19 protein-coding genes are annotated in these 22,631 nt (G+C 62.2%); 15 read left to right on the forward strand and 4 right to left on the reverse strand.

What is annotated here, in order from left to right; all coding sequences use genetic code 11:
* Positions 1-17 precede the first annotated feature (17 nt).
* The 6 genes from ACIQ3Q_RS02490 to ACIQ3Q_RS02515 all read left to right on the forward strand — a co-directional run bounded on the left by ACIQ3Q_RS02490 (position 18) and on the right by ACIQ3Q_RS02515 (position 5,611).
* On the forward strand, positions 18-518 hold the full coding sequence (locus tag ACIQ3Q_RS02490; protein ID WP_396267389.1) for a hypothetical protein: 501 nt from the start codon (positions 18-20) through the stop codon (positions 516-518).
* A gap of 159 nt (positions 519-677) precedes the next feature.
* Positions 678-2,069: an acyl-CoA thioester hydrolase/BAAT C-terminal domain-containing protein gene (locus ACIQ3Q_RS02495; protein WP_396267390.1), complete on the forward strand. Its 1,392-nt coding sequence runs from the start codon at positions 678-680 to the stop codon at positions 2,067-2,069.
* Between the two features lie 24 nt (positions 2,070-2,093).
* The gene (locus tag ACIQ3Q_RS02500) at positions 2,094-2,987 is read left to right on the forward strand and encodes an amidohydrolase family protein (RefSeq protein ID WP_396267391.1); all 894 of its coding nucleotides are present in this window, start codon (positions 2,094-2,096) and stop codon (positions 2,985-2,987) included.
* A gap of 40 nt (positions 2,988-3,027) precedes the next feature.
* The gene (gene ypfH, locus ACIQ3Q_RS02505; RefSeq protein ID WP_396267392.1) at positions 3,028-3,753 is read left to right on the forward strand and encodes an esterase; all 726 of its coding nucleotides are present in this window, start codon (positions 3,028-3,030) and stop codon (positions 3,751-3,753) included.
* A gap of 18 nt (positions 3,754-3,771) precedes the next feature.
* Positions 3,772-4,557 (forward strand): peroxide stress protein YaaA, encoded by a 786-nt coding sequence (gene yaaA / locus ACIQ3Q_RS02510; protein ID WP_396267393.1) that lies wholly within the window; start codon positions 3,772-3,774, stop codon positions 4,555-4,557.
* 178 nt (positions 4,558-4,735) lie between these two features.
* On the forward strand, positions 4,736-5,611 hold the full coding sequence (locus ACIQ3Q_RS02515; RefSeq protein ID WP_396267450.1) for a 2OG-Fe(II) oxygenase: 876 nt from the start codon (positions 4,736-4,738) through the stop codon (positions 5,609-5,611).
* Between the two features lie 352 nt (positions 5,612-5,963).
* Here ACIQ3Q_RS02515 and ACIQ3Q_RS02520 read toward each other — a convergent pair whose 3' ends face one another.
* From ACIQ3Q_RS02520 to ACIQ3Q_RS02530, 3 genes are all read right to left on the reverse strand, one after another.
* Positions 5,964-7,469, reverse strand: a complete 1,506-nt coding sequence (locus tag ACIQ3Q_RS02520) for a DEAD/DEAH box helicase (RefSeq protein WP_396267394.1) — start codon at positions 7,467-7,469, stop codon at positions 5,964-5,966.
* 268 nt (positions 7,470-7,737) lie between these two features.
* Positions 7,738-9,093 (reverse strand): S8 family peptidase, encoded by a 1,356-nt coding sequence (locus ACIQ3Q_RS02525; protein ID WP_396267395.1) that lies wholly within the window; start codon positions 9,091-9,093, stop codon positions 7,738-7,740.
* 165 nt (positions 9,094-9,258) lie between these two features.
* Positions 9,259-10,629: a S8 family peptidase gene (locus ACIQ3Q_RS02530; protein WP_396267396.1), complete on the reverse strand. Its 1,371-nt coding sequence runs from the start codon at positions 10,627-10,629 to the stop codon at positions 9,259-9,261.
* A gap of 286 nt (positions 10,630-10,915) precedes the next feature.
* Between ACIQ3Q_RS02530 and ACIQ3Q_RS02535 the strand changes: the two genes are divergently transcribed.
* Both ACIQ3Q_RS02535 and ettA read left to right on the forward strand, forming a co-directional pair.
* Positions 10,916-13,378 (forward strand): putative bifunctional diguanylate cyclase/phosphodiesterase, encoded by a 2,463-nt coding sequence (locus ACIQ3Q_RS02535; RefSeq protein ID WP_396267397.1) that lies wholly within the window; start codon positions 10,916-10,918, stop codon positions 13,376-13,378.
* Between the two features lie 113 nt (positions 13,379-13,491).
* Complete coding sequence (ettA, locus tag ACIQ3Q_RS02540) at positions 13,492-15,156, forward strand: energy-dependent translational throttle protein EttA (RefSeq protein ID WP_396267398.1); 1,665 nt, start codon at positions 13,492-13,494, stop codon at positions 15,154-15,156.
* Positions 15,157-15,232: 76 nt separating this feature from the next.
* Here ettA and ACIQ3Q_RS02545 read toward each other — a convergent pair whose 3' ends face one another.
* Positions 15,233-16,180 (reverse strand): fasciclin domain-containing protein, encoded by a 948-nt coding sequence (locus tag ACIQ3Q_RS02545; protein WP_396267399.1) that lies wholly within the window; start codon positions 16,178-16,180, stop codon positions 15,233-15,235.
* Positions 16,181-16,373: 193 nt separating this feature from the next.
* Between ACIQ3Q_RS02545 and ACIQ3Q_RS02550 the strand changes: the two genes are divergently transcribed.
* From ACIQ3Q_RS02550 to ACIQ3Q_RS02580, 7 genes are all read left to right on the forward strand, one after another.
* Entirely contained in the window at positions 16,374-16,982 is a 609-nt protein-coding gene (locus ACIQ3Q_RS02550) for a TetR/AcrR family transcriptional regulator (protein WP_396267400.1), read from the forward strand.
* 111 nt (positions 16,983-17,093) lie between these two features.
* Positions 17,094-17,906 carry a TIGR00266 family protein gene (locus ACIQ3Q_RS02555; RefSeq protein ID WP_396267401.1) on the forward strand — a complete coding sequence of 271 codons (813 nt, stop codon included), beginning with the start codon at positions 17,094-17,096 and terminating at the stop codon, positions 17,904-17,906.
* A 183-nt stretch (positions 17,907-18,089) separates the two neighbouring features.
* Positions 18,090-19,055, forward strand: a complete 966-nt coding sequence (locus tag ACIQ3Q_RS02560; RefSeq protein ID WP_396267451.1) for a YncE family protein — start codon at positions 18,090-18,092, stop codon at positions 19,053-19,055.
* Complete coding sequence (locus ACIQ3Q_RS02565; protein ID WP_396267402.1) at positions 19,039-19,830, forward strand: polysaccharide deacetylase family protein; 792 nt, start codon at positions 19,039-19,041, stop codon at positions 19,828-19,830. The genes ACIQ3Q_RS02560 and ACIQ3Q_RS02565 overlap by 17 nt, the downstream gene beginning before the upstream one ends.
* Positions 19,831-19,847: 17 nt before the next feature.
* Positions 19,848-20,834 carry a sterol desaturase family protein gene (locus tag ACIQ3Q_RS02570; RefSeq protein ID WP_396267452.1) on the forward strand — a complete coding sequence of 329 codons (987 nt, stop codon included), beginning with the start codon at positions 19,848-19,850 and terminating at the stop codon, positions 20,832-20,834.
* A 48-nt stretch (positions 20,835-20,882) separates the two neighbouring features.
* A complete protein-coding gene (locus ACIQ3Q_RS02575; RefSeq protein ID WP_396267403.1) occupies positions 20,883-21,776 on the forward strand; it encodes an EI24 domain-containing protein in 894 nt (297 codons plus the stop codon).
* Positions 21,773-22,564 carry a competence/damage-inducible protein A gene (locus ACIQ3Q_RS02580; RefSeq protein ID WP_396267404.1) on the forward strand — a complete coding sequence of 264 codons (792 nt, stop codon included), beginning with the start codon at positions 21,773-21,775 and terminating at the stop codon, positions 22,562-22,564. The genes ACIQ3Q_RS02575 and ACIQ3Q_RS02580 overlap by 4 nt, the downstream gene beginning before the upstream one ends.
* Positions 22,565-22,631 lie beyond the last annotated feature (67 nt).

Genomic DNA, 22,631 nt, shown 5'->3' on the forward strand with positions numbered 1-22,631 from the left:
TCGCTAAGATCAGCGCCATGAACGCTCCGACCTTGCGAGCCCATTGGTTTTTCTTTGTCGCCCCGCTCATTGTGGTGGCGGATCTGCATTTGGCCTTGACCGTGCAGGGCGAATTCAACCGCTGGCTCGAAGCGGGCTTGCTCCTTGACTTGATGTTGGTAGTGCCCGGCCTGTACTGGCTGTGCTATCGCGCCAAAGGGCGTGCCGCCATCATCAAGGCGGTGGCCTTGGCATGCCTGGGCATTTGGGTGGCCACGAAATTGGTGCCAGAGCCTGAGCAGGATCTTCTCGGCCTCATGGCGCCCCTGCGCTATCTGGGCTTGGCCGTGCTGCTGCTCATCGAGATCAAACTCATGGTCGCCATCTACCGAAGCGCCTTCAAGGGCGACACTGTCGAAGAAATCACGGCCAAAGGCGGCGCAGACATGCCCGCTTGGGCCGCAAAGCTGATCGCTATGGAAGCGAGGTTTTGGATGCGGGCGTGGACGTGGGTCAAGAAAAGTTGGGGTGGGCGCTGAGGGGGTCGCGACAGAGTCGGCACTAGCGCCTTGGTGCCGCTGGCTGCACACGGCTGTCTGTTCGTCTGTGCGGCTGTCGATTGGTCGCAAGTGGCTTTGGGTGGGGCCTACCGTTGCCTAGCATGCCCTCCATTCCTTCCCAACGACTCGGAGACGCACATGCAAACCACTCACCACCGGACTGCACAAGGCTACGGGCCTAAGACCCTGAGCATGGCACTCGCATTGATGGCTGCAATGGCCTCAACGGCCTGGGCTCAGAGCATTCAGTTCACGCCATCGGCCAAGGTGCTGGCCGGGGAGCCGTTTGCGGTGGTGGTCGAGGGCTTGCCGCCGGGCGACGAGGTGACGGTGCAGGCGCGCCGCATGGCACCGGACTTCACCGGCCAGATCAAGCCCTATCAAGCGCAGGCGGTGTTCAAGGTCAACCCGCAAGGGCAGGTGCGGCTGGCTGAGCAGGCTCCGCTGTCTGGCAGCTATGAAGGCGTGGATGGCCGGGGCTTGCTGTGGGCCATGAAGCTGCAGCCCGGGCCGCTGGACGCCGGGCGCACACCCGCGCAGACCGACTACACCGTGCTGCACCAAGGCCGCGCGGTGGCCAGCGGCGTGCTGCATTTGCTGCGCAGCTTGCCTGAGGTGCAGGAGCGTGCAGTGCCCGGCTTTGAAGGGGCCAAGCTGGCGGCATTGCCGGGCAGCACGCGGCGGCCCGCTTTGATCTTGCTGGGGGGCTCAGAAGGCGGCTCGCTGGTTACCCGGGATGCGGCGGTATGGGCCTCGCGGGGCTATGCGGTGTTGGGCCTGCCTTACTACTCACCGGCGGGCTGGGGGCCGCAAGGCCCGACGCCGGCGGAGCTGCCCAGCCTGCCCGCCAGCTTTGCCAACATCCCGTTGGAGCGTCTGCAGGCCGCACGCGACTGGCTGGTGCAGCAGCCCGAGGTGGACGGGCAGCGCATTGGCGTGATGGGCACCTCCAAGGGGGCGGAGTTTGCGCTGCTGGCGGCGGTGCGCATGCCTTGGATCAAGGCCGTGGCCGCTATCGTGCCCACCGATGTGGTGTGGGAGGGCTGGGGCCCCGGTGTGGCTGAGGGCCGCAGCGCCTCGTTCGCTTGGCAGGGCCAGGGCTTGCCCTTTGTGCCTTACCAAGGTTTTCAGCAGGAGTTCGCGGGCTTTGCCACGGGCCAACCCGTGCGCATTCGCCGCCCGCATGACCAAGGCCGGGCGGCTCACGCCGAGCGGGTGGAGGCGGCGCGCATTCCGGTCGAGAAGATCGCTGCACCGGTGTTCTTGGCCGGGGCTGGGGACGACCAGATCTGGGCCTCGGGTGCGATGACTGAAGCGCTGGCGCAAACGCGCCAGAAGGCGGGCCTGCCCACCGTGAGCCTGGTGTTTGCACAAGCCGGTCACTTCTTGGGCGGCACAGGCACCTCGTCGACTCAGCATTACAACGATGGGCCTATGAAGAGCGGCGGCACACCTTCCGCCACCGCACAAGCCCAGGTCCAGACCTTCGAGGCGCTCAAGCGCTTCTGGAAAACCACGCTGGAGCCCTGAGTAGCCGTGGCGCCATACTTGGGCATGAGGTACTTGCTTTCAACGCGTCTGGGGCTGTTGCTGGCGCTGTGCGGGGCCACGGCCTTGGCCGCCGACTACGATGGCCCTTTGTTTGATGCCCACCTGCACTACAACGTAGAGGCCTGGGACGGGCGCAGTGGGCCTCACCCACCGGCCGATGTGCTGGGGCGCTTGCAGCGCAGCGGGGTGCGCGCAGCGCTGGCCAATTCGCGGCCCAACGACGGCACCAAAGAGTTGGCGGCCAGCCCGCTGCTCAAGCAGACGCAAGTTCAGGTGGTGCCCTTCATTCGGCTCTACCGCAACCGGGCGGACTACGACACCTGGCACCACGACGAGAGCATCGTCAAGATGGTGCAGGCCGAGTTGGCCCAAGGCACCGCAGCGGGGCCGTACCGCGGCATTGGCGAGTTCCATCTCTATGACAGCGCGAACGCTCGGGGGCCGACCGCGCGCGCCTTGATGGCGCTGGCGGAGGACAAAGGCCTCACGGTGCTGGCCCATGTGGACGATGTGGCCATCGACCTGCTGATGGCGGCCACGCCCAGCAAAGGACAAAAGCTGTCCTTGATTTGGGCGCACACCGGCATTGGCGGCACGCCGCCCGAACATGTGGCGGCCTTGCTGGACCGCTACCCCGGCCTGCGCGGCGAGTTGTCTTACCGACCCGGCTTGGTGTGCGATGACGGTCGGCTCTGCCCGGCTTGGTCGGCGCTGCTGCTGAAATACCCCGACCGCTTTTTGGTGGGCTCAGACACCTGGGTGGTGCAACGCTGGCAGCACTACGAGGCGCTGATGCAGGCCTATCGTGTCTGGCTGGGGGGCTTGCCGCGTGAGGTGGCCGAGCAGGTGGCTTGGCGCAATGCGCAGCGTCTCTTTGGGCTGCCCCACAAGCCCTGAGCGCAGCAGGCGGTGCTGACAAGGGCGACAATGCGCCGCCATGAGTACTTCCATCCAAACCCTGCGCTGGGTGCCCGAGAGCGGCCAGCCTGAGCAACTGTTTGTGCTGCTGCATGGCGTAGGCGCCAATGCGGCGGATATGGGCCCGCTGGCCGAGCATTTACGCCGCGAGTTTCCTCAAGCGGCCGTGCTGGCCTTTGACGGCTTTGAGCCCTTTGACGGCCTGCCGGTGACCCAGGTGGGTGGCGCCCGCCAATGGTTCTCCATTCAGGGGCAAACCGACGCCACGCGGGCGGCGCGCCTGGAGCCGGTGCTGCCCACGCTTCATGCGGCCGTGCAGGCTGCACAGCAGGCGGTGGGTTTGGGCCAGCAAGCCACCTGTTTGGTGGGCTTCTCACAAGGCGCCATCTTGGCCTTGGAGCTGGCACAGCGCTATGACGGCCTGGTGGGCCGGGTGCTGGCCTTTGCCGGGCGCTATGCCACCTTGCCCGAGGCCGCGCCCAAGCAGACCACGCTGCATTTCTTCCATGGCGGGCTGGACCCGGTCATCGACGTGCAGCATGCCCGAGATGCCATGCAGCACTTGGCCGATGTACAGGGTGACGCCACCATCGACATTGCCGAGGATGCCGGGCACGAGATCAACGGCGCCTTGCTGCTGCGGGCCGTGTTCCGCTTGCGCAACCACATTCCGCACCGGTCATGGCGGGCGGCGATGGGCCAGGCGCCAGACCAGGCGCGTGTTGTGGGTGGTGATGAAGACTGACGATTGAGGCACGCTGCGATGTTGTTCTTGCTCTCACCAGCCAAGTCGCTGGACTATGAAACGCCCGTGTCTGCTGAGGTTGAGGCCCTGGCCACGCGCCCCGAGTTTGTGGCCGAAGCCAAAGCCCTCATCGATTTGTTGCGCTCGCAAACGCCGCTGCAGATTGCCAAGCTGATGGACCTGTCGGACGCGCTGGCGCAGCTGAATGTGGCCCGCTATGGCGCTTGGTCCACCCGCTTCACGCCACACAACAGCAAGCCTGCGGCCCTGGCCTTCAATGGTGATGTTTATGAGGGATTGCAGGCCCAGAGCTTGTCGCTGCAAGACCTGGTCTGGGCGCAGCAGCATGTGGTCATCCTCTCGGGCTTGTACGGCGCACTCAAGCCGCTGGACAGGCTGCAACCCTATCGCCTAGAGATGGGCACGCGGCTGCCCAACGAGCGTGGCAGTGACCTGTATGCCTACTGGGCGGACACGCTGAGCCCCTACCTGAACCGACGTCAGGCCAAAGACAAAGCGCCGGTCATCATCAACCTGGCCTCGCAGGAATACTTCAAGGCCGTGAAGCGCAAAGCCCTGAAGGCCCGCGTGGTGGAGTGCGTGTTCGAGGAAGGCAAGGGAGGCGACTGGAAGATCGTTAGCTTCTTTGCCAAGCGGGCACGGGGCCTGATGGCGCGCTGGGCGATTGAGCGCCGCTTGCAGCGCCCAGAAGACTTGCTGGGCTTTGATGTGGAAGGCTATGCCTACAGCCCGGCACAGAGCAGCCCGGATCGGCTGGTGTTCCGCCGCGCGGCACGGGCTTGAGGCTTTTTGACCGCATCGAGGCTCTGCGAGAATCTCCGCCATGAGCAAACGACACCTTCCGCACAAGAAAACGCCGGGCCGCCCCAAGTTTTCTGGCACCCCCTTGGGGGGCCGGGACGGGCAAGGCCCGGCCCTTGGGGGCGCAACTCAGCAGCAACAGCAGCAGCGGCCTGTGGTGATGAAGCAGCAGGCTTCGCCCGAACTCAAGGCCTGGATCATTGCCCAAGCGCAGGCCGGGTGCCGCCCGGAAGATGTGCTCAAGGCCATGATGGACCGGGGCTGGCAAGAGGATGTGGCGGTGGCGGCGATGGAAGAGTCGCTGGCCGAACATCTCAAGCAGCAGCAGGCTGCTTTGGCGGTACAGGGCTTGACCCCAGGCCAGTTGCCTGTGGGGGACAAGCCTCTGCCGGGGCCACTGCTAGAGGGCTCGCCCAGCCGCATCTGGGCCCACGATAGGCATGTGGATGTGTTGCTGACCCTGCAATTGCCGCGCGTGGTGGTGTTTGGCAACTTCTTGTCCGAGCAGGAGTGCGAGGAGATGAAGCGCTTGGCCGATTTGCGCTTGTCACGCTCTGAGACTGTGGTCAATGAGACAGGCGGCAGCGAGGTCAACGAGGCCCGCACCAGCGAAGGCATGTTTTTTGAGCGTGGCGAGCACGAGGTCTGTGCCCGCATCGAGAAGCGTATCGAGGCTTTGCTGCGTTGGCCGGTCTCGCATGGCGAAGGCCTGCAAGTGCTGCGCTATCGGCCCGGTGCCGAGTACAAGCCGCATTACGACTACTTTGACCCGGCTCAGCCGGGAGCCAAAACCATCTTGTCTCGCGGCGGCCAGCGCGTGGGCACCTTGGTGATGTACCTCAACTCGCCCGACAAAGGCGGAGCCACCACCTTCCCTGATGTCGGACTAGAAGTCGCACCGGTGCGCGGCAATGCGGTGTTCTTCAGCTATGACCGGCCCGACCCGGCTACCCGCACCTTGCATGGCGGCGCGCCGGTATTGGAAGGCGAAAAATGGGTAGCGACCAAGTGGTTGCGTGAGGGCGTGTTTGTTTGACGCTTTAACCTAGATCCGGCAGTTGACCGCTGAGCTCCGCTTGAAATTGCCCATGGATCAACAGCTTATGCTCACGACACCTTTCACCATTTGGGTGATGCCGCTGCGTGGTCGCTGGTCTGCCGCTTCAGACCTCTGGCGTCGTTGTTCACATCTGCTGGACGGACAGTCCAGCAGATGCTCACGCCTAGCCAGAGCCCTGCTTCGGCAGCCCCTCGACCACGCCCAACTGCCGAATCTAGGTTTAACGACTGAATCAAGCCACCAGATGAATGACAAAGGGGAGCCTTAGCTCCCCTTTTCTATTGAATGGGCGTTCGCCCGTTCACAGCCGCCTCGCGGCGGCTCAGGCTTAGCGGCTTTGGCCACCGCCACTGCTGCTGCCACCACCACCACGGCGCGAGCCGCCGCCGTTGCTGCTGCTGCGGCCACCCGTGTTGCCACCGCCTTGGCCGCCGCGGGGTGCGCCAGAGCGCTGACCACCACCACCACCCGGGCCGCGTGCACCCGCCGGAGCGCCGCTGCCCGCCGGTGCGCGCCCAGCCGGGGCGCCCGTGCGGCCACTGCCACCTTGAGGACGGCCACCACCGGAGCCACCACGGCCACCGCCACCGCCGCCGCTGGAGCGGCGTTGGCCGCCACCACCGCCGCCACCGGCACCCACGCCAATGGTCATGCGGCGGCCCAGCACAATGGGCTCGGCCTTTTCGTTGGGGTCCGGCTCAAAGCCTGGCACCAGTTCACGCGGCAGGGTGCGCTTGATCAGCTTTTCAATGTCGCGCAGGAAGAGGTTCTCGTCCACGCAGACCAGCGACACGGCTTCACCTTGAGCACCGGCACGGCCCGTGCGGCCAATGCGGTGGACATAGTCTTCCGGCACATTGGGCAACTCAAAGTTGACGACGTGGGGCAACTGGTCGATGTCAATGCCACGCGCTGCAATGTCGGTAGCTACCAGCACGCGCAGGTCGCCGCTCTTGAAGTCGGCCAAGGCCTTGGTGCGGGCACCCTGGCTCTTGTTGCCATGGATGGCCATGGCCGTCAGCTCTTCCTTGTTCAGGAATTCGGCCAAGCGGTTGGCACCGTGCTTCATGCGAGTGAAGACCAGCACTTGGTGCCAGTCGCCCGAGCGGATCAGGTGGGCCAGCAGCTCTTTCTTGCGCTCACGACCCACCGGGTGGATCTTTTGCGCAATGGTGTCGGCAGTGGCATTGCGACGCGCCACTTCGATCAACTGCGGCTGGTTCAGCAGGCGGTCGGCCAGGGCCTTGATGTCGTCGCTGAAGGTGGCCGAGAACAGCAGGCTTTGCTTTTGGGCGGGCAGGACGGCCAGTACCTTCTTGATGTCATGCACAAAGCCCATGTCCAACATGCGGTCGGCTTCGTCCAGCACAAAAATCTGCACATGGCTCAAGTCCAGCGTGCCTTGGCCATGGTGGTCCAAGAGGCGACCCGGGGTGGCCACCAGAATGTCCACGCCTTTGCGCAGTTGGTTGATCTGCGGCTGCATGCCCACACCGCCAAACATGACCATGGAGGTCAGGGGCAGGTACTTGCCGTAGGTGCGCACGCTCTCTTCGACCTGGGCCGCCAGTTCACGAGTCGGCGTCAAGATCAGGGCCCGAATGCAGACCTTGCCTTTGGCATCGCGCTGCTGGCCTTGGGCGGCTAGGCGGTGCAGCAAGGGCAGGGTGAAGCCTGCAGTTTTGCCGGTGCCGGTTTGCGCGCCGGCCATCAGGTCGCCGCCATTGAGCACGGCTGGAATGGCCTGAGATTGGATCGGGGTGGGTTGGGTGTAGCCCTGCTCAAGCACAGCGCGCAGGATGGGCTCAGCCAAGCCGAGGGTATCGAATGTCATCGAGGAATTTGGGAGTCTTCGCCGGGACCGTTGCCTGCACGCTTGGCGCAGCACCAGCCGGAGGCCCGGAGGGGGAGGGCGGTGTGCCTCTAGGCAAGCTAGGGGCAGACACCGGTGTCAGGACTGACAGGCCGCGTCGTCAAGGCTGGACCTCGCGCGGATGGCTGCAGTGTACCAGCCTGCCTTGACCCCAAGAAAAAGGGCTGGGAGAACCCAGCCCATTGGCACCATGGCGCGGGCCTTCACAGGCCCGCGCAAGCGGTGGCGATCAGAAGCCGCTCACATCCAGTCGGCCACCTGTCACGCACTTGCCGGCCATCGAGGGCGTGGGCACAGCAGCAGCCAAGATAGCTGCCTTGATCTGTGCGGCTGTGGAGCCAGGGTTACGCGAGGCGTAGAACGCTGCGGCTCCGGTCACGTGAGGCGCGGCCATCGAGGTGCCACTGTAATTGGCATAGCCCGCACCGGTGCCGGTAGGCACCGTCGACCAAATGCCCGAGCCCGGCGCAGCGATGTCGACCGTGGTCGCACCATAGTTGGAGAAGCTAGAACGCAGGCCGGTGCTCGTGATGGAGGCCACCGAGATGATGTTGGCGCTGGTGTAGCCCGAGGGGTAGTTCGGCGACACGTCGCTGTTCAGGTTGCTATTGCCAGCGGCAGCCACGAACAAGATATCGGCAGCACCGGCACGGTCGATCGCGTCCTTCAAGGCCTGAGAGAAGCCACCGCCGCCCCAGGAGTTGTTGGTGGCGACCAAGTTCAGGTCATGGCGAGTCTTCAGATCAGTCACATAGTCCACGGCCAAGATGGCATCGGCTGTGGAGCCAGAGCCTTCCAAAAACTTCGCGGTCACGATCTTCACGGTGGGGCAAATGCCGATGATGCCTTGGGTGTTGCCACGGGCTCCAATGGTGCCGGCGACGTGGGTGCCGTGGTCGTCAGTGGTGCCATCAAAGGTGGACTTGTCCTTGTTCTTGAAGTCCCAGCCGAACACATCGTCGATGTAGCCATTGCCGTCATCGTCGATACCGTTGTTTGCAATCTCGCCGGGGTTTTTCCACATGGCGGCCTTGAGGTCTGGATGGGTGTTCATCACGCCTTCGTCGATCACGCCAATGACGACACCCTTCTTGCACTTCTTACCAGCATCAAAAGCTTCGCCGGCTTGGCTGCCAAACTGGTTTTGGTGGGTGGGCGAGGTATCACCGTAGTAGCCCCAGAGGCTGCCGTTGGTGTAGTAAGGGTCAGTCGGAGCAGCTTGGGTGGTGACGATCCAGTTGGGTTCGGCAAAGTCAATCGCATCGTTGGCTCGCAGCCACTGAATGGCTTCAGGGACACTGAAGTTGGCGGGTAGCTTCACCACATGCAATTCAGCCTTGGCGCCACGGGCCATGCTGCGCAGGGTCTTGATGGACGACAGGCCCAGGCCGCGCATGGACTGCTGCACATTTTCTAGGCGCATGCCGGGTTTGAACTGAACAATCAGTTCAGAAGGCATGTAGCGATGGCTGGCGTTTGACAAGCTGGCATCGACCAGCTGCGGGGTGGCGTGTGCAACGCCGCTGAGAGCGCAGGCGGCCAGGGTGGCGGCCACTACGGAAAGACGCGAGAGAGTGCGATTCATGGTATTCCTCTGCTGACATTGGTTAGGACGTTTTGCAGCCGATGAACAAACCGACGAGGCGCCGGCTGCGCCGCCCACCGGGTACTGCAAGAAAACTTCACAATCAGGATCCAAAAAAGCCGGGAATGAGATCCCGGCTTTCTCAGGTCAGTGTGACGTTGGCGCTCAGAAGCCGCTGACGTTCAGGCGGCCGCCTGTCACGCACTTGCCGGCCATTGAGGTGGTCGGCACGGCGGAGTTGAGGATGGCTGCCTTGATTTGCGCCGCGGTGGAGCCGGGGTGCAAGGAGGCGTAGAGGGCTGCCGCGCCGGTCACGTGCGGTGTGGCCATGGAGGTGCCGTTATAGCTGGCGTAACCAGGACCGGATGCAGTGGGCACCGTGGACCAGATGCCAGACCCGGGCGCCGCGATGTCAACGCTGGTGGCACCATAGTTGGAGAAGCTTGATCGCTTGCCCACAGAGGTCAGCGAAGCCACCGCAATGATATTGCTGCTGGTGTAGGAAGCGGGATAGCTGGGCTTCTTATCGTTGTTCTGGCCCTTGCCCAACAAATTTCCGTTACCCGCTGCAGCGATAAACAGGATGTCTTCAGCGCCGGCTCGGTCGATAGCGTCCTTCAAGGCTTGAGAGAATCCACCGCCACCCCAGGAGTTATTGGTGGCCACGATGTTCAGGTTGTGACGCGTCTTCAGGTCGGTGATGTAGTCGATGGCCAGGATCGCTGCTTCTGTGGTGCCGCTGCCTTCAAGGAACTTGGCGCTGATCATCTTCACGTTGTCGCAAACGCCTGCGATGCCGATGCCGTTGTTGGCCACCGCACCGATGGTGCCGGAGACGTGGGTGCCGTGGTCGTCAGTCGTGCCGTCGAAGGTGGTCTTGTCGTTGTTCTTGAAGTCCCAGCCGTTCACGTCATCGACGTAGCCGTTGCCATCATCGTCAATGCCGTTGTTGGCGATCTCAAACGGGTTGACCCACACATTGGCTTGAGTGTCGGGGTGGTTGGTCATCACGCCTTCATCGATGATGCCCACCAGCACCGTGCCATTGCACTTGCGGCCAGCGTCGTAGCTCTCGCCGGCTTGGCTACCAAATTGGTTGGTCTTGACCGGAGACGTGTCACCGTAGAAGCCCCACAGGCGGCCGTCGGTGTAGTAAGGGTCATTCGGCGCCGCAGCGGTTGAGAGAATCCAGTTCGGCTCAACGAACTTCACAGCGTTGTTGGCGCGAAGTTTCTGCATGGCATCGGAGACCTTCAGGCCTGCAGGCAAGCGCACCAGATGCAGTTCAGCATCAGCCCCACGTGCGGCGCTTCGCAGCACTTTGGCGGTTTGCAACCCCATGCCGCCCAAAGCGCGCTGTGCCACTGCCTGCATGCCAGGCTTGAATTGCACCAACACTTCAGATTCAACATAGCGCAAAGACGCGTCCTTCAGGCTGGCGTCCACCATTGCCGGGTTGGCATGGACCGCAGTGCCCATGGTGCAAGCCAACAGGGTCGCTGTAGCTAGCATGGAACGACGAACAATCATCTTCATGGCGAGAGCTTTCTTGAGGTATTGAGGACTCGACGGCTTCTTGCCGCCTTGCAATGTGCGCCGCCCCAACTGGCGACTTGCACAGAGCGCGTTTGTACAGGAGCGCATCCCCCGGTGGGAGTAAGACCCCTCGTTCAATTTAGGGAGGTATTCCCCCTTCTTTGTATCGGACTGTCAGCAAAGGCTACGGCCAGCAAGGGGCCTCATTGCCGCATTAGTGGCGCTTCTTGGTCGGATTCGACGGGAGCAGTCGTTTTGCCCCGGTATATTCTGGTGCTGCACACTCTTGTGCGTTCTCGACGAGCCCTTCTTTTTGCCGCAACTTCGTTTGCTCACCGCCGCCTTGGGGCGTATGGGTTTTGCCCAGCGCGCGCCAGACCTCAGCACGTCTGAACTCAGGGCGCGCCATTTGAATGTGGTGAATCGGCTCACGCCGTTCCTGATGGCGGCGAATTTGTTCAATGCGGCTTTGTTTGCGCTGATGATTCATTCATCGGTGCACCCAGGTTGGCTGGCGCTGTGGTTGGCGACCTTGATCGTGGTCTGCGGCTCAGGCCTGATGAGCTGGTGGCAGTTGCGCGGCAAAGTTCTGGACGGCGTGTCTGTGAACACCTTCAACCGCGTGGCTTGGAATGCTGGCGCTCTTGGCGCACTGTGGGCGCTTGCGCTGATGGCCTATATGCCAGAGGTTAAGCCGCAGCAGCAACTGGCCCTGGCGGTGGTGGGCTGCGGTATGATGTGTGCAGGTGGCTTCGCCTTGGCCACGGTGCCTAAGGCGAGTTTGTCTTGGGTGTGCACGCTGACGTTGGGGGGCGCGGTGGCTTTGCTGCGCACGGGGGAGCCCACCTACCTTGTGCTGACAGCGTTGCTGATGGTGTATGCCTTGGTCATCGTCGTCGCTGCGCTCTCTGCGGCCGCTGCGTTCAACGCGGGCCTGTTGGCGGAACGAGAGGCCGAGCGACAGGGGCAGATGGTGTCATTGCTGCTGCGCGACTTCGAAGAGCACTCCACCGATGTGCTGTGGGAGATTGATCGCCGTGGCGCCTTCACCCACGTCTCAAAGCGGTTGGCGCAGTTGCTCGGAACGCCAGAGGGTACCGAGTTGCCGCATGGGCTGATGAGTGTGCTCAAGTACCGCAGCCCAGAGGGCTCGCAGTCTGAGGGTGTGCGTGCGCTCAAGCGGGCTTTGCTGCAGGACAAGCCGTTTCGCGACCTGCTGCTTTCGGTCAGGGCTGGTGACTCCTTGCGGTGGTGGTCCATCACGGCCAAGCCACTGGTCAATGAATCTGGCCTGACCACCGGCTGGCGCGGCGTCATCTCTGACGTGACGCAACAGCGCTTAACCCACCAGCGTCTGGCCTACTTGGCTCACTATGACTCTTTGACGGGCTTGGCCAACCGGGTGCAATTGCGCGAACGCTTGACCCAGGCGCTCGAAGCGCGCGGCACACCTCCCAGGCGCAGTGCGATGCTGTGCTTGGATCTTGATAACTTCAAGATGATCAACGACTCATTGGGGCACTCTGTCGGCGACGATGTCCTCAAGTTGGTGGCCCAGCGGCTTCAGGCGGTGATGCGGCGCAGTGATGTGGTGGCCCGTTTGGGTGGTGACGAGTTTGCAGTCCTGATGGACGATGTCCGCAGCGATGAAGAAGTGGCGGTGCTCTCCCAGCGGCTCTTGCACGCCCTGAATCAATCGGGAGAGATCCGCGGGCGCACGGTGGCCATTGGGGCCAGCATGGGCATTGCGATGATCCCAGATCATGGCCAGACGATTGATGAGATTCTCGGCAATGCTGACTTGGCGCTGTATGCCGCCAAAGAGCATGGACGCGCCCGCTGCGAAGTGTTTGCACCTTGGCTGGGTGAGCGCAACCGCCGTCTGCTGTCGATCGAGCAAGCCCTGCGCGAAGCACTCAAGCGGGGCGAGTTTTCCCTGCACTGGCAACCTCGGGTCAGCGTGGCGAAGTGGGAGGTGCTGGGTGCGGAAGCGCTGCTGCGCTGGCGCCACCCGACCCTGGGCGACCTGCAGCCCTCAGAGTTCATCCCGGTGGCCGAGAAAACGGGCTTGATTGCCGACATCGGTGCCTGGGTGCTGGAGCAAGCTTGCATGCATGCGCGCCGCTCGCTGCCGGGGCTGTCTATTTCGGTCAATGTGTCGGCTGTGCAGTTGATGCGCGATCACTTCTTGGGCGATGTGGAGCGTGCCTTGGTGCGCTCTGGGCTGACCCCCAAGCTCTTGGAAGTGGAGATCACCGAGTCGATTTTTGTGGATGACCCGGCCACCGCGCTCAGCAATCTGCATGGGCTCAAGGCGCTGGGAGTACAGATCGCCTTGGATGATTTCGGCACCGGCTACTCCTCGCTGGCTTATCTGCGCCGCTTTCCGTTTGACACGCTCAAGATTGACCGTGCCTTTGTGCGGGAGTTGCTGACCCACCATGATGCGCGCGCCATTGTGCGAACGATCGTAGACATGGCCAACACCTTGGGTATGTTGACGGTGGCCGAAGGGGTCGAGGAGCCCGCCCAGTTGGAAGTGCTGCGTTTGGCGGGCTGTGGTGCCGTTCAAGGCTACTTGGTGGCACACCCCTTGCCCTTGGTCGCCCTGCAGCGAATCTTGGAGCATTGGGACCAAGCCGGGCGCCCTGACCCTGGTGAAATGCCGCTGTCAGAAACCTCGGCGCTCAGCGAGTTGCCGCGCGTTGAGCGCACTTATCCCAGGCCCGCGTCGCCATCTCCGGGATAATGCGGGTTTAGCGCTGGGCGTTCGGCCTCGCGTGCATTTTTTGGATTCCGCTGTTTTGCAGCCCCTTGCCGGGTGCCCATCACGGCCTCTTCTTGTGTCTGGATCTCTCTAGCATGGCTCAATACGTCTTCACCATGAACCGCGTCGGCAAGATCGTGCCGCCGAAGCGTCAGATTCTGAAGGACATCTCCCTGTCGTTTTTCCCTGGCGCCAAGATCGGCGTGCTGGGCCTGAACGGCTCGGGCAAGTCCACCTTGCTGAAGATCATGGCGGGCTTGGACAAAGAAATTGAAGGCGAAGCCGTGCCCATGCCGGGCATCAAGATTGGCTACCTGCCTCAGGAGCCGCAAATGAATGCCGAGCAAACGGTTCGGCAAGCGGTGGAAGAGGGCATTGGTGGCGCACTGGCGGCGCAAAAACGCTTGGACGAGGTCTATGCGGCCTATGCCGAACCCGACGCCGACTTTGATGCGCTGGCCACGGAACAAGCCGAGCTGGAGGCCATCATTGCGGCTTCTGGCGGCGAAAACACCGACCACCTGCTGGACATCGCCGCTGACGCCCTGCGCCTGCCGCCCTGGGACGCCAAGATTGGCCCCCTGTCGGGCGGTGAGAAGCGCCGGGTGGCTCTGTGCCGTTTGCTGCTGTCTAAGCCCGACATGCTGCTGCTGGACGAGCCCACCAACCACTTGGACGCCGAGTCGGTGGAGTGGCTGGAGCAGTTCCTGAAGCGCTTCTCTGGCACCGTGGTGGCCATCACCCACGATCGCTACTTCCTCGACAACGCAGCCGAGTGGATTTTGGAACTCGACCGTGGCGTGGGTCACCCCTACAAGGGCAATTACTCTGACTGGCTGGAAGGCAAGGGGAAGCGCCTGGAGGCCGAGCAGAAGAGCGAAGACGCCCGCGCCAAAGCCCTGAAGCAAGAGTTGGAGTGGGTGCGCAAGAACGCCAAGGGTCGTCAGGCCAAGAGCAAGGCGCGTTTGGCCCGCTTTGAAGAGCTGAGCGACGTCGAATACCAAAAGCGCAATGAAACCAATGAGATCTTCATCCCCGTGGCCGAGCGCCTGGGCAATGAAGTCATTGAGTTCAAGGGCGTGACCAAGAGCTTTGGCGACCGCGTGCTGATCGACAACCTCAGCTTCAAGGTGCCCGCAGGCGCCATCGTCGGCATCATTGGCCCCAACGGTGCGGGTAAGTCGACCCTGTTCCGCATGATCCAAGGCGTGGAGCAGCCGGACACTGGCGAAGTGGCCATCGGCAAGACGGCCAAGCTGGCCTTTGTGGACCAGAGCCGTGAAGGCCTGGCGGCCGAAAACACCGTGTGGCAAGACATCTCGGGTGGCCTGGACAACATCGTGGTCGGCAAGTTTGTGATGCCCAGCCGCGCCTACATCGGCCGTTTCAACTTCAAGGGCAATGACCAGCAGAAGTTGGTGGGCAGCCTCTCGGGTGGTGAGCGCGGTCGTCTGCACCTGGCCAAGACCTTGGCACAGGGTGGCAACGTCTTGATGCTGGACGAGCCGTCGAACGACTTGGACGTCGAAACTCTGCGGGCGCTGGAAGATGCGCTGCTGGAGTTTGCGGGCTCAGCCATGATCATCTCCCACGACCGCTGGTTTCTGGACCGCATCTGCACCCACATCCTGGCCTGCGAAGGTGATTCGCAGTGGTTCTTCTTTGACGGCAATTACCAAGAATACGAAGCCGACAAGAAAAAGCGCTTGGGCGAAGAGGGTGCCAAGCCGCACCGCCTGCGCTACAAGGCATTGAAGTGATCTTCACAGAATAAGCAAGCAAAAAAAGGGGCCGCCCGATGGGCGGCCCTTTTCTTTGGTGTGAGCAGACGATCGCTCAGGGCGCGGGCAAGATGACTTTGTCGATCACGTGAATCACGCCATTGCTGGCCAGCACATCGGTGCCGGTGATCTTCGAAACGCGGGCACGCTTGTCAGTGATGGCCAAACTGGCGTTCACGGTGAAGGTGTCGCCTTTGACGGTGGCGATGGGGCTGCCCACCGGCACTTGCGCCTTCAGCACCAGGCCGGGCACCACGTGGTAGGTCAACACGCTCGTCAGCAGGGGCTTGTCAGCGAACAGGGCCTCCTTGGTGATACCCAGTTCAGCCAACAGAGCCACGAAAGCGGCATCGGTGGGGGCGAACACGGTGAAGGGGCCGGGGCCGCTAAGGGTCGTGACCAGGTCCGCAGCCGTCAGGGCCTCAACCAGCAAGGTGAACTCCGGTGTGGCGGAGGTGCTCAGCGCCACGGCGGTACCGACCACGGTCTTGTCGGCGGGCAGCAGCACTTTGTCGATTACGTGGATCACGCCGTTGCTGGCGTCCACGTTGGCCGTCGCGACCTTGCTCAGGCGGTTGCGGCCGTCGGTCAATTGCAGCGTGGTGCCAGACGCTTCAGCCTTGAAGTAACCCTTTTGCAGCGTGGTGATGGGCTTACCCAGCGGCACGGCGGATGAGGGGATCTCACCGCTGACCACGTGGTAGGTCAGCACAGCGGTCAACAGGGGCTTGTCGGCGAACAGTTGTGCTTTGGTCAGCTTCAACTCCGCCAGCACGTTGGTGAAGGCTTGATTGGTGGGGGCAAACACGGTGAAGGGGCCCGGGCCTTGCAAGGTGGATGCCAAACCCGCGGCATCGATGGCTTCAGCCAGAGTGCTGAGGTCGGGGTTAGACCGCGCCAAGCTGACGACGTCAGTGTGGTCATCGCCGCCGCCGCACGCCGTTAAAAAGGTGACGCTGGAAGCGATCACGATCGCTGTCAGCCGTTTGATCCATGAGGTCATCTCTTACTCCTGTGTGGGTCCAAGTCTTGGACCTTGAATGAGGTTTGGGTGAATTCTGCTGAGCCGTGCACTGCTCGGTATTAATTGTGAACTCATCAGTTCAAAAAAGCAACCATTAAGTACAAAAAAGACCAAAAGGTTTGTTTGTGACTATTTCGTATGCGAGCAGGCCTTGCGTGGCTACAATGTGGAGATGGCCAAGGTATCTTTCCGTGAACAGGTGTTGCGCGTCCGTGAGGACGCCATCGTGTCGACCGTCAATCGCTTGTTGGCGGAGAAGGGCTTCGACCTGATGACGGTGGATGAAGTGGCTGCCGAAGTCGGCATTGCCAAAGCCAGCCTCTATAAGCACTTCGCCTCTAAAGAAGAGTTGGCGGCAGCGGCCATGGTCCGGGTGCTGGACAAAGCCAGTGAATTTCTGTCCTCGCGCAAGTTGGTCGAAGGCGCAACCCCTCTGCAGCAGCTGCAGGCTGTTGCGCGCTGGACCATGGAGGTTCAACTGGCCGGTGAGATGCCCTCCTTGCCGGCGCAGAACTCGTCGCTGCGCGCCTCCTTGGCATCCAACAAACTCTATTTGGCGCGCTTGATGGAAGTCAGCGACCAATTGGGAGAGTGGATCGTTCAGGCGCAGGCTGATGGGGCTTTGGACAAATCCGTGCCGGCCGAGTTGGTGCTCTACACGCTCTATGCCCGAGCTTGCGACCCCGTATTGGGAGTGCTCAAGGCGAGCGGCAATTACAGCGACGAGCGCATCATCGACATGCTCTTGCAGACCTGTTTCGGTGGCCTGCTGATTCGTTGAGCGATTAGGCTTGCGACGGCGCGAAATTTGCGCGCTGCATGTCTCTGTCCCGGCCCGAAATGGGTACCATGGCGACCGTTTAAATTTGCCTCACTTTTGCGGAGATTAGTCATGGGCATGGATGTAGTGGACTACGAGATCAAGGGCTCGGAGATGCAGTTTGTCGAGGTCGAGTTGGACCCGGGCGAAGCTGCAGTCGGCGAGGCCGGTAGCCTGATGTACATGGAGTCCGGCATCGGCATGGACACCGTGTTTGGCGACGGGGCTCCGCAAACCGGTGGCTTCTTCGGTAAGCTGCTGGGGGCGGGCAAGCGCTTGATCACGGGTGAGTCTCTGTTCACCACGGTCTACACCAACAACGGCGCGGGCAAGCAAAAGGTCGCCTTTGCCGCGCCTTACCCCGGCAAGATCATCCCCATGGAGCTGAGCAAGATGGGCGGCATGCTCATCTGCCAGAAGGATGCCTTCCTGTGCGCGGCGCGTGGCGTGTCGTTGGGCATCTACTTTCAGCAAAAGCTGTCGGTCGGCTTCTTCGGCGGTGAGGGCTTCATCATGCAAAAGCTGGAAGGCGACGGCCTGGCTTTTGTACATGCCGGCGGTACGGTGATGCGCCGCGACCTCAAGCCGGGTGAGACTTTGCTGGTCGACACGGGCTGCGTTGTGGCGTTCTCCCCCAACGTCAACTTTGAGATCCAATACGTTGGCAAGATCAAGACGGCCTTGTTCGGCGGCGAGGGCTTGTTCTTCGCCAAGCTCACCGGCCCAGGCACGGTGTGGCTGCAAAGCTTGCCGTTCTCTCGTCTGGCCAGCCGCGTGTTTGCAGCCGCGCCTCAGATGGGTGGATCTCGTGAAGAGGGCTCGATGCTGGGTGGTTTTGCCACGGGCGGCCTGATTGGCTCCGTGTTGGGCGGTGACGACGACTGAGTTGTTTTGTCCTGGATCAACCCGTGCTCAGACTTGCTTCAGCCGGGTTGATCCCTTGAGCACCTACACTGGAGGGTCAATCTGACCACCGTAGTGCCTCCTGTGAATATTCCATTTTTGACCCGGCCGCTCCGCATCTCATTGGGCCGAGGCGCCGCTTTGGCTTGGCTCTGTGCAGGCCTCTTGCATCTGCCGTTTGGGGTGTCTGCGCAGACGCCTGCCAAAGGTGCAAGGCCGATTTTTGTGCTGAATTCGCTGGATGCCAATGTCAGCGTGATAGACCCACTGACCTTCGCCGAGCGCAAGCGCATTCCCGTGGGCAAGGAGCCGCACCACCTCTACCTGACGCCCGACGAAAAGTCCCTCATCGTGGCGAATGCGGTCGGTGACTCCTTGACCTTTATCGACCCTGTCACGGCACAGGTTCAGCGCACGGTCACGGGGATTGTGGACCCCTATCATTTGCGCTTCTCGCCAGATATGAAGTGGTTTGTCACCCTGGCCAACCGACTGAACCATGTCGACATCTACCGCTGGCAGCCCGAGAACGCGGCCGAGCCGCTGAAGCTGGTCAAACGCATCCCCACCGGCAAGACGCCCAGCCACCAGTGGATCGACAGCAAGAGCAGCATCATCTACGCCTCCATGCAAGACAGCAATGAGCTGGTGGCCATTGATATCGCCACGCAAAGCGTGCGCTGGCGTGTGCCGACCGGCAAGATGCCGGCCGATGTCTACCTAACGGCAGACGACAAGTTTGTGTTCTTGGGCCTCACGGGTGATAAGTTCGTCGAGGTCTATGACGTCTCCAGCGGCCCTGGCAAGCTGGTCAAGCGCATCCAAACCGGTGAAGGCGCACACGCATTTCGGGCGAAGGGCGATAAGCGCCATCTCTTTGTCAGCAATCGCGTGGCCAACACCGTCAGCCTCATCGACACCCAGAGCATGACCGTGGTGTCAGAGCTGCCCGGCCCTGGTGGCCCGGACTGCATGGACTTGCTGGCCGATGGCAAAACTTTGCTGCTGTCCTCGCGTTGGGCGCGCAAGCTGACGTATGTCGATATCGAGACTAAGAAGGTGATTCGCCAAGTGAATGTTGGGCGCTCTCCGCACGGTGTCTGGACCTTGGATCATGCCCCTCGCCAATAAGCGACCCACTCTGGCAGGGCTGCTGCTCAGCAGCTTATGCGCCGTGGCTGCAGCGCAAGGCAGCTGCGACAAGCCGGTCTATCTGACCTTTGATACGGGTCACATGGGCGTGGCGCCTCTGATTGCCGATGTGCTCGCGCGCCATCAGGTCAAGGCGACTTTCTTTTTGGCCAACGAACGCACCAAGACGGACGGGGGCAGCCTAGATGCGCAATGGGCACCCTGGTGGAAGGCCCGGGCGCAAGAAGGCCATGTGTTTGGCAGCCACACGTTCGACCACTCCTACTGGGTGGCCGACTTGCCGGAGGGCCGCTTCAAGATCCGTCCTTCTGCCGGCCCTCAGGCGGGCACAACCATGACCTGGACGACCGCGCAGTACTGCGAAGCCTTGCAGCAAAGCGCGGACCGCTTCAAGGCCATGACCGGTACCGCGATGGCGCCGCTGTTCCGAGCGCCGGGTGGCAAGACCTCGCCGCAACTGCTGGCTGCCGCCAAGTCTTGCGGTTGGGCGCACGTGGGGTGGGCACCGGCGGGCTTTTTGGGTGATGAGTTGCCCAGTCAGCGCTACAGCAATGCTCAGTTGTTGAAGCAGGCGGTGCGTGATATCCGCCCGGGCGACATCTTGATGGCCCACTTAGGCATTTGGTCGCGCCAAGACCCGTGGGCACCAGCGGTGCTGGAGCCGCTGATCGTGGGCTTAAAGGCCCGTGGCCTGTGCTTTGCCACTTTGGCGCAACACCCCACCTACCAGACGATGATCAAGGCCTCGCGCTGAGGCCTATTTACCCCATGTTGGATACGCTTTTGAACTGGTTTGGCGACGCGCAGCAATGGCTCTTTGAATTCGCCATCCAGCCCCTGTTGTTCCATCTCGGCGCGGCGTCCGTCATTGCCGATGCCTATAACGGTACAGGATGGTTGCTCGCAGGGCTGCTGCAGATCTTGGTCATGCTCTTGCTGATAGCACCGCTACAGCGCTGGCGCCCTGCGGAAGCGGTGAGCTCGTCGCCTGAGCGCAGGCGCGCCATCTCGGCGGACGTGATCTACACCCTGATTCATCGCTTGGGCGTGTTTCGCGTGGCGGTGTTCTTTGCCATCGAGCCTTTGTGGAATGCCTTGTTTGGCTGGCTCGCGGTTCACGGTGTGGACGGCTGGCACCTCGACCAAGCCATTGCACCGTGGTGGCCCGGTGTGACGGACACCGCATTGGTGGGCTTTTTGGTCTACCTGATTGTGTTTGACTTGGTCGACTACTGGTTGCACCGGGGCCAGCATCACTTTGACGCGTGGTGGGCCTTGCATGCCCTGCATCACAGCCAGCGCCACATGACCATGTGGACCGACAACCGCAACCACTTGCTGGATGATCTCGTGCGGGATGTGGTGTTGGCACTGGTGGCGCGCGCCATTGGTGTGGCGCCTGAGCAGTTCATGGCGCTGGTCTTGGTGGGGCGGATGCTGGAGAGCCTGTCTCATGCCAATGTCCGAATGTCATTCGGTCGCATTGGCCAGCGTGTGCTCGTCGGCCCTAAGTTTCACCGTGTCCACCATGCCATCGGCATCGGTCACGAGTCTGGCGGCCAGGGCACTCTAGGCGGGCACAACTTTGCGGTGCTGTTCCCGGTCTGGGACATGCTTTTCGGCACGGCCCGCTTTGATGTCCCGACAGGGCCGACCGGCATTCGCGATCAACTGCCCGAGCACGGCGGACGTGATTACGGTGAGGGGTTCTGGGTGCAACAGCGGCTGGGCTTTTTGCGCCTCTTTGGGCGCTCTTGAGTCGCCTTCTCTAGGCTTGCTGCCAGCCCGGTCGCGTATGCTCACGCCATGAAATTGATGCTTGATTCCTTCTGGCGTGCGTTGGCCTATTTGTTCATGCCTCGCATCATCGGGCTGAGCCTGATGCCCTTGCTGGTCGCCGGTAGCCTGACCCTGGTGATGGGCTACTTCTTCTGGACGGATGCTGTCACGGCGGTGCGGGCCACGCTAGAGAGCTGGTCGCTGGTCGAGGCCATGCTCCAGTGGGTCGACGGCATGATCGGCTCCTCTTTCCGCACGGTGTTGGCGCCGCTGGTGGTCGTGGCCTTTGCGGTGCCAGTGGTCATTGTGCTGAGCCTGCTGCTGGTGGCTCTGCTGGCCACGCCCTCCATCGTGAGCCTGGTCGCAGAGCGTCGCTTTGAGGGCTTGGAGAGGCGCCACGGCGCGGCCTCTTGGCGCAGCGTGGCTTGGTCCTTGGGCTATACCCTGGCGGCGTGCCTGGCCCTGCTGCTCACCATGCCTTTATGGCTAATTCCTGGCGTGGTGTTTGTGCTGCCGCCGCTGATTTGGGGTTGGTTGACGGCCAAAGTCATGTCTTTTGACGTCCTGGCCGACCATGCCAGTCCTGACGAGCGCCGCGCCCTGCTCAAGGCCCATGCTTGGCCCTTGATGGTGATTGGCATCACGACGGGCTTTTTGGGCGCGGCTCCGTCCATCATTTGGGCCTTTGGCGCCATGACCCTGGTGTTTGCGCCGCTGCTCTTGGCCGTCTCGGTGTGGCTGTACACCGTGGTGTTCATGTTCTCTGCGCTGTGGTTTGCCCACTATGCCTTGGCGGCACTCGGCCAGCATCGGCGCGCCATGGCCGTGGAAGTGGTGCCCATGCCCAGTGCTACGCCCACCAACAACACCCAAGAGGCCTTGCCTCAGGACCCCGCAGCCCCTGCGATCACTGGAGTTTGAGCATGGCCTTTGGCTTGATTGTGGTGGGCGATGAGATTCTGTCGGGTCGTCGGCAAGACAAGCACCTGACGCGCACCATTGAGATCCTGGCCGCTCGCGGCCACAGCTTGGCCTGGTGCGAGGTGATTGGGGACGATCGCTCGCGCATCACCGCCACGCTGAAGCGCGCTTTTGCCAGCGGTGACGTGGTCTTCAGTTGCGGCGGCATTGGCGCCACGCCAGATGACCACACCCGCCAATGTGCGGCCGCAGCGCTGGAGCGTCCGCTGGCCTTGCACCCCGAGGCCAAGCACCTCATCGAGCTGCGCATGCAGGAGATGGCCGCCGAGAAAGGCGTGGCCTGGGAGCCCGAGCACCCCGACAACATTCATCGGCTCAATATGGGCGTGTTTCCGCAAGGCGCCCAGATCATTCCCAACCCCTACAACCGCATTCCGGGCTTCAGCGTGGGCGACGTGCACTTTGTGCCGGGCTTTCCGGTCATGGCGCACCCGATGGTGGAGTGGGTGCTGGACACCCACTATCCCCACCTCAAGCCAGAGCCGCATGTGGAGAAGGCGGTCTATGTGTTTGGCGGCCTCGAGGCCCAGCTCACGCCCTTGATGCTGCAAGTCGAGGAGCGCTTTGGGGGCGTGCGGATTTTCAGCCTGCCCAGCGTCGACCATCCTCAGCGCGGCAAGCACATCGAATTGGGCGTCAAGGGCGCCCCCGAGCAAGTGGCTCTAGCATTTGAATTTTTGCAGCAAGGCCTGCGCGCCGTGCCCGGCCTACGGTTCAGCACCGAATAGGTGCAATCGCTATTGCACATAAGTGGTGCAAATGCACCAAAACAGCGCATCTGGTATTGAAGGCACC

The organism is Ideonella sp. (assembly GCF_044358605.1).
In the GTDB taxonomy this organism is placed as follows: Bacteria; Pseudomonadota; Gammaproteobacteria; order Burkholderiales; family Burkholderiaceae_C; genus Ideonella.

What these genes read in the sequence shown, in the direction of transcription:
- ACIQ3Q_RS02525 (WP_396267395.1), bottom strand. Translation starts at nt 9,093, where the DNA reads ATGAATCGCACTCTCTCGCGTCTTTCCGTAGTGGCCGCCACCCTGGCC.
- ACIQ3Q_RS02555 (WP_396267401.1), top strand. Translation starts at nt 17,094, where the DNA reads ATGGGCATGGATGTAGTGGACTACGAGATCAAGGGCTCGGAGATGCAG.
- ACIQ3Q_RS02550 (WP_396267400.1), top strand. Translation starts at nt 16,374, where the DNA reads ATGGCCAAGGTATCTTTCCGTGAACAGGTGTTGCGCGTCCGTGAGGAC.
- ACIQ3Q_RS02500 (WP_396267391.1), top strand. Translation starts at nt 2,094, where the DNA reads ATGAGGTACTTGCTTTCAACGCGTCTGGGGCTGTTGCTGGCGCTGTGC.
- ACIQ3Q_RS02575 (WP_396267403.1), top strand. Translation starts at nt 20,883, where the DNA reads ATGAAATTGATGCTTGATTCCTTCTGGCGTGCGTTGGCCTATTTGTTC.
- ypfH (WP_396267392.1), top strand. Translation starts at nt 3,028, where the DNA reads ATGAGTACTTCCATCCAAACCCTGCGCTGGGTGCCCGAGAGCGGCCAG.
- ACIQ3Q_RS02545 (WP_396267399.1), bottom strand. Translation starts at nt 16,180, where the DNA reads ATGACCTCATGGATCAAACGGCTGACAGCGATCGTGATCGCTTCCAGC.
- ACIQ3Q_RS02495 (WP_396267390.1), top strand. Translation starts at nt 678, where the DNA reads ATGCAAACCACTCACCACCGGACTGCACAAGGCTACGGGCCTAAGACC.
- yaaA (WP_396267393.1), top strand. Translation starts at nt 3,772, where the DNA reads ATGTTGTTCTTGCTCTCACCAGCCAAGTCGCTGGACTATGAAACGCCC.
- ACIQ3Q_RS02490 (WP_396267389.1), top strand. Translation starts at nt 18, where the DNA reads ATGAACGCTCCGACCTTGCGAGCCCATTGGTTTTTCTTTGTCGCCCCG.
- ACIQ3Q_RS02520 (WP_396267394.1), bottom strand. Translation starts at nt 7,469, where the DNA reads ATGACATTCGATACCCTCGGCTTGGCTGAGCCCATCCTGCGCGCTGTG.
- ettA (WP_396267398.1), top strand. Translation starts at nt 13,492, where the DNA reads ATGGCTCAATACGTCTTCACCATGAACCGCGTCGGCAAGATCGTGCCG.
- ACIQ3Q_RS02565 (WP_396267402.1), top strand. Translation starts at nt 19,039, where the DNA reads ATGCCCCTCGCCAATAAGCGACCCACTCTGGCAGGGCTGCTGCTCAGC.
- ACIQ3Q_RS02515 (WP_396267450.1), top strand. Translation starts at nt 4,736, where the DNA reads ATGAAGCAGCAGGCTTCGCCCGAACTCAAGGCCTGGATCATTGCCCAA.
- ACIQ3Q_RS02530 (WP_396267396.1), bottom strand. Translation starts at nt 10,629, where the DNA reads ATGAAGATGATTGTTCGTCGTTCCATGCTAGCTACAGCGACCCTGTTG.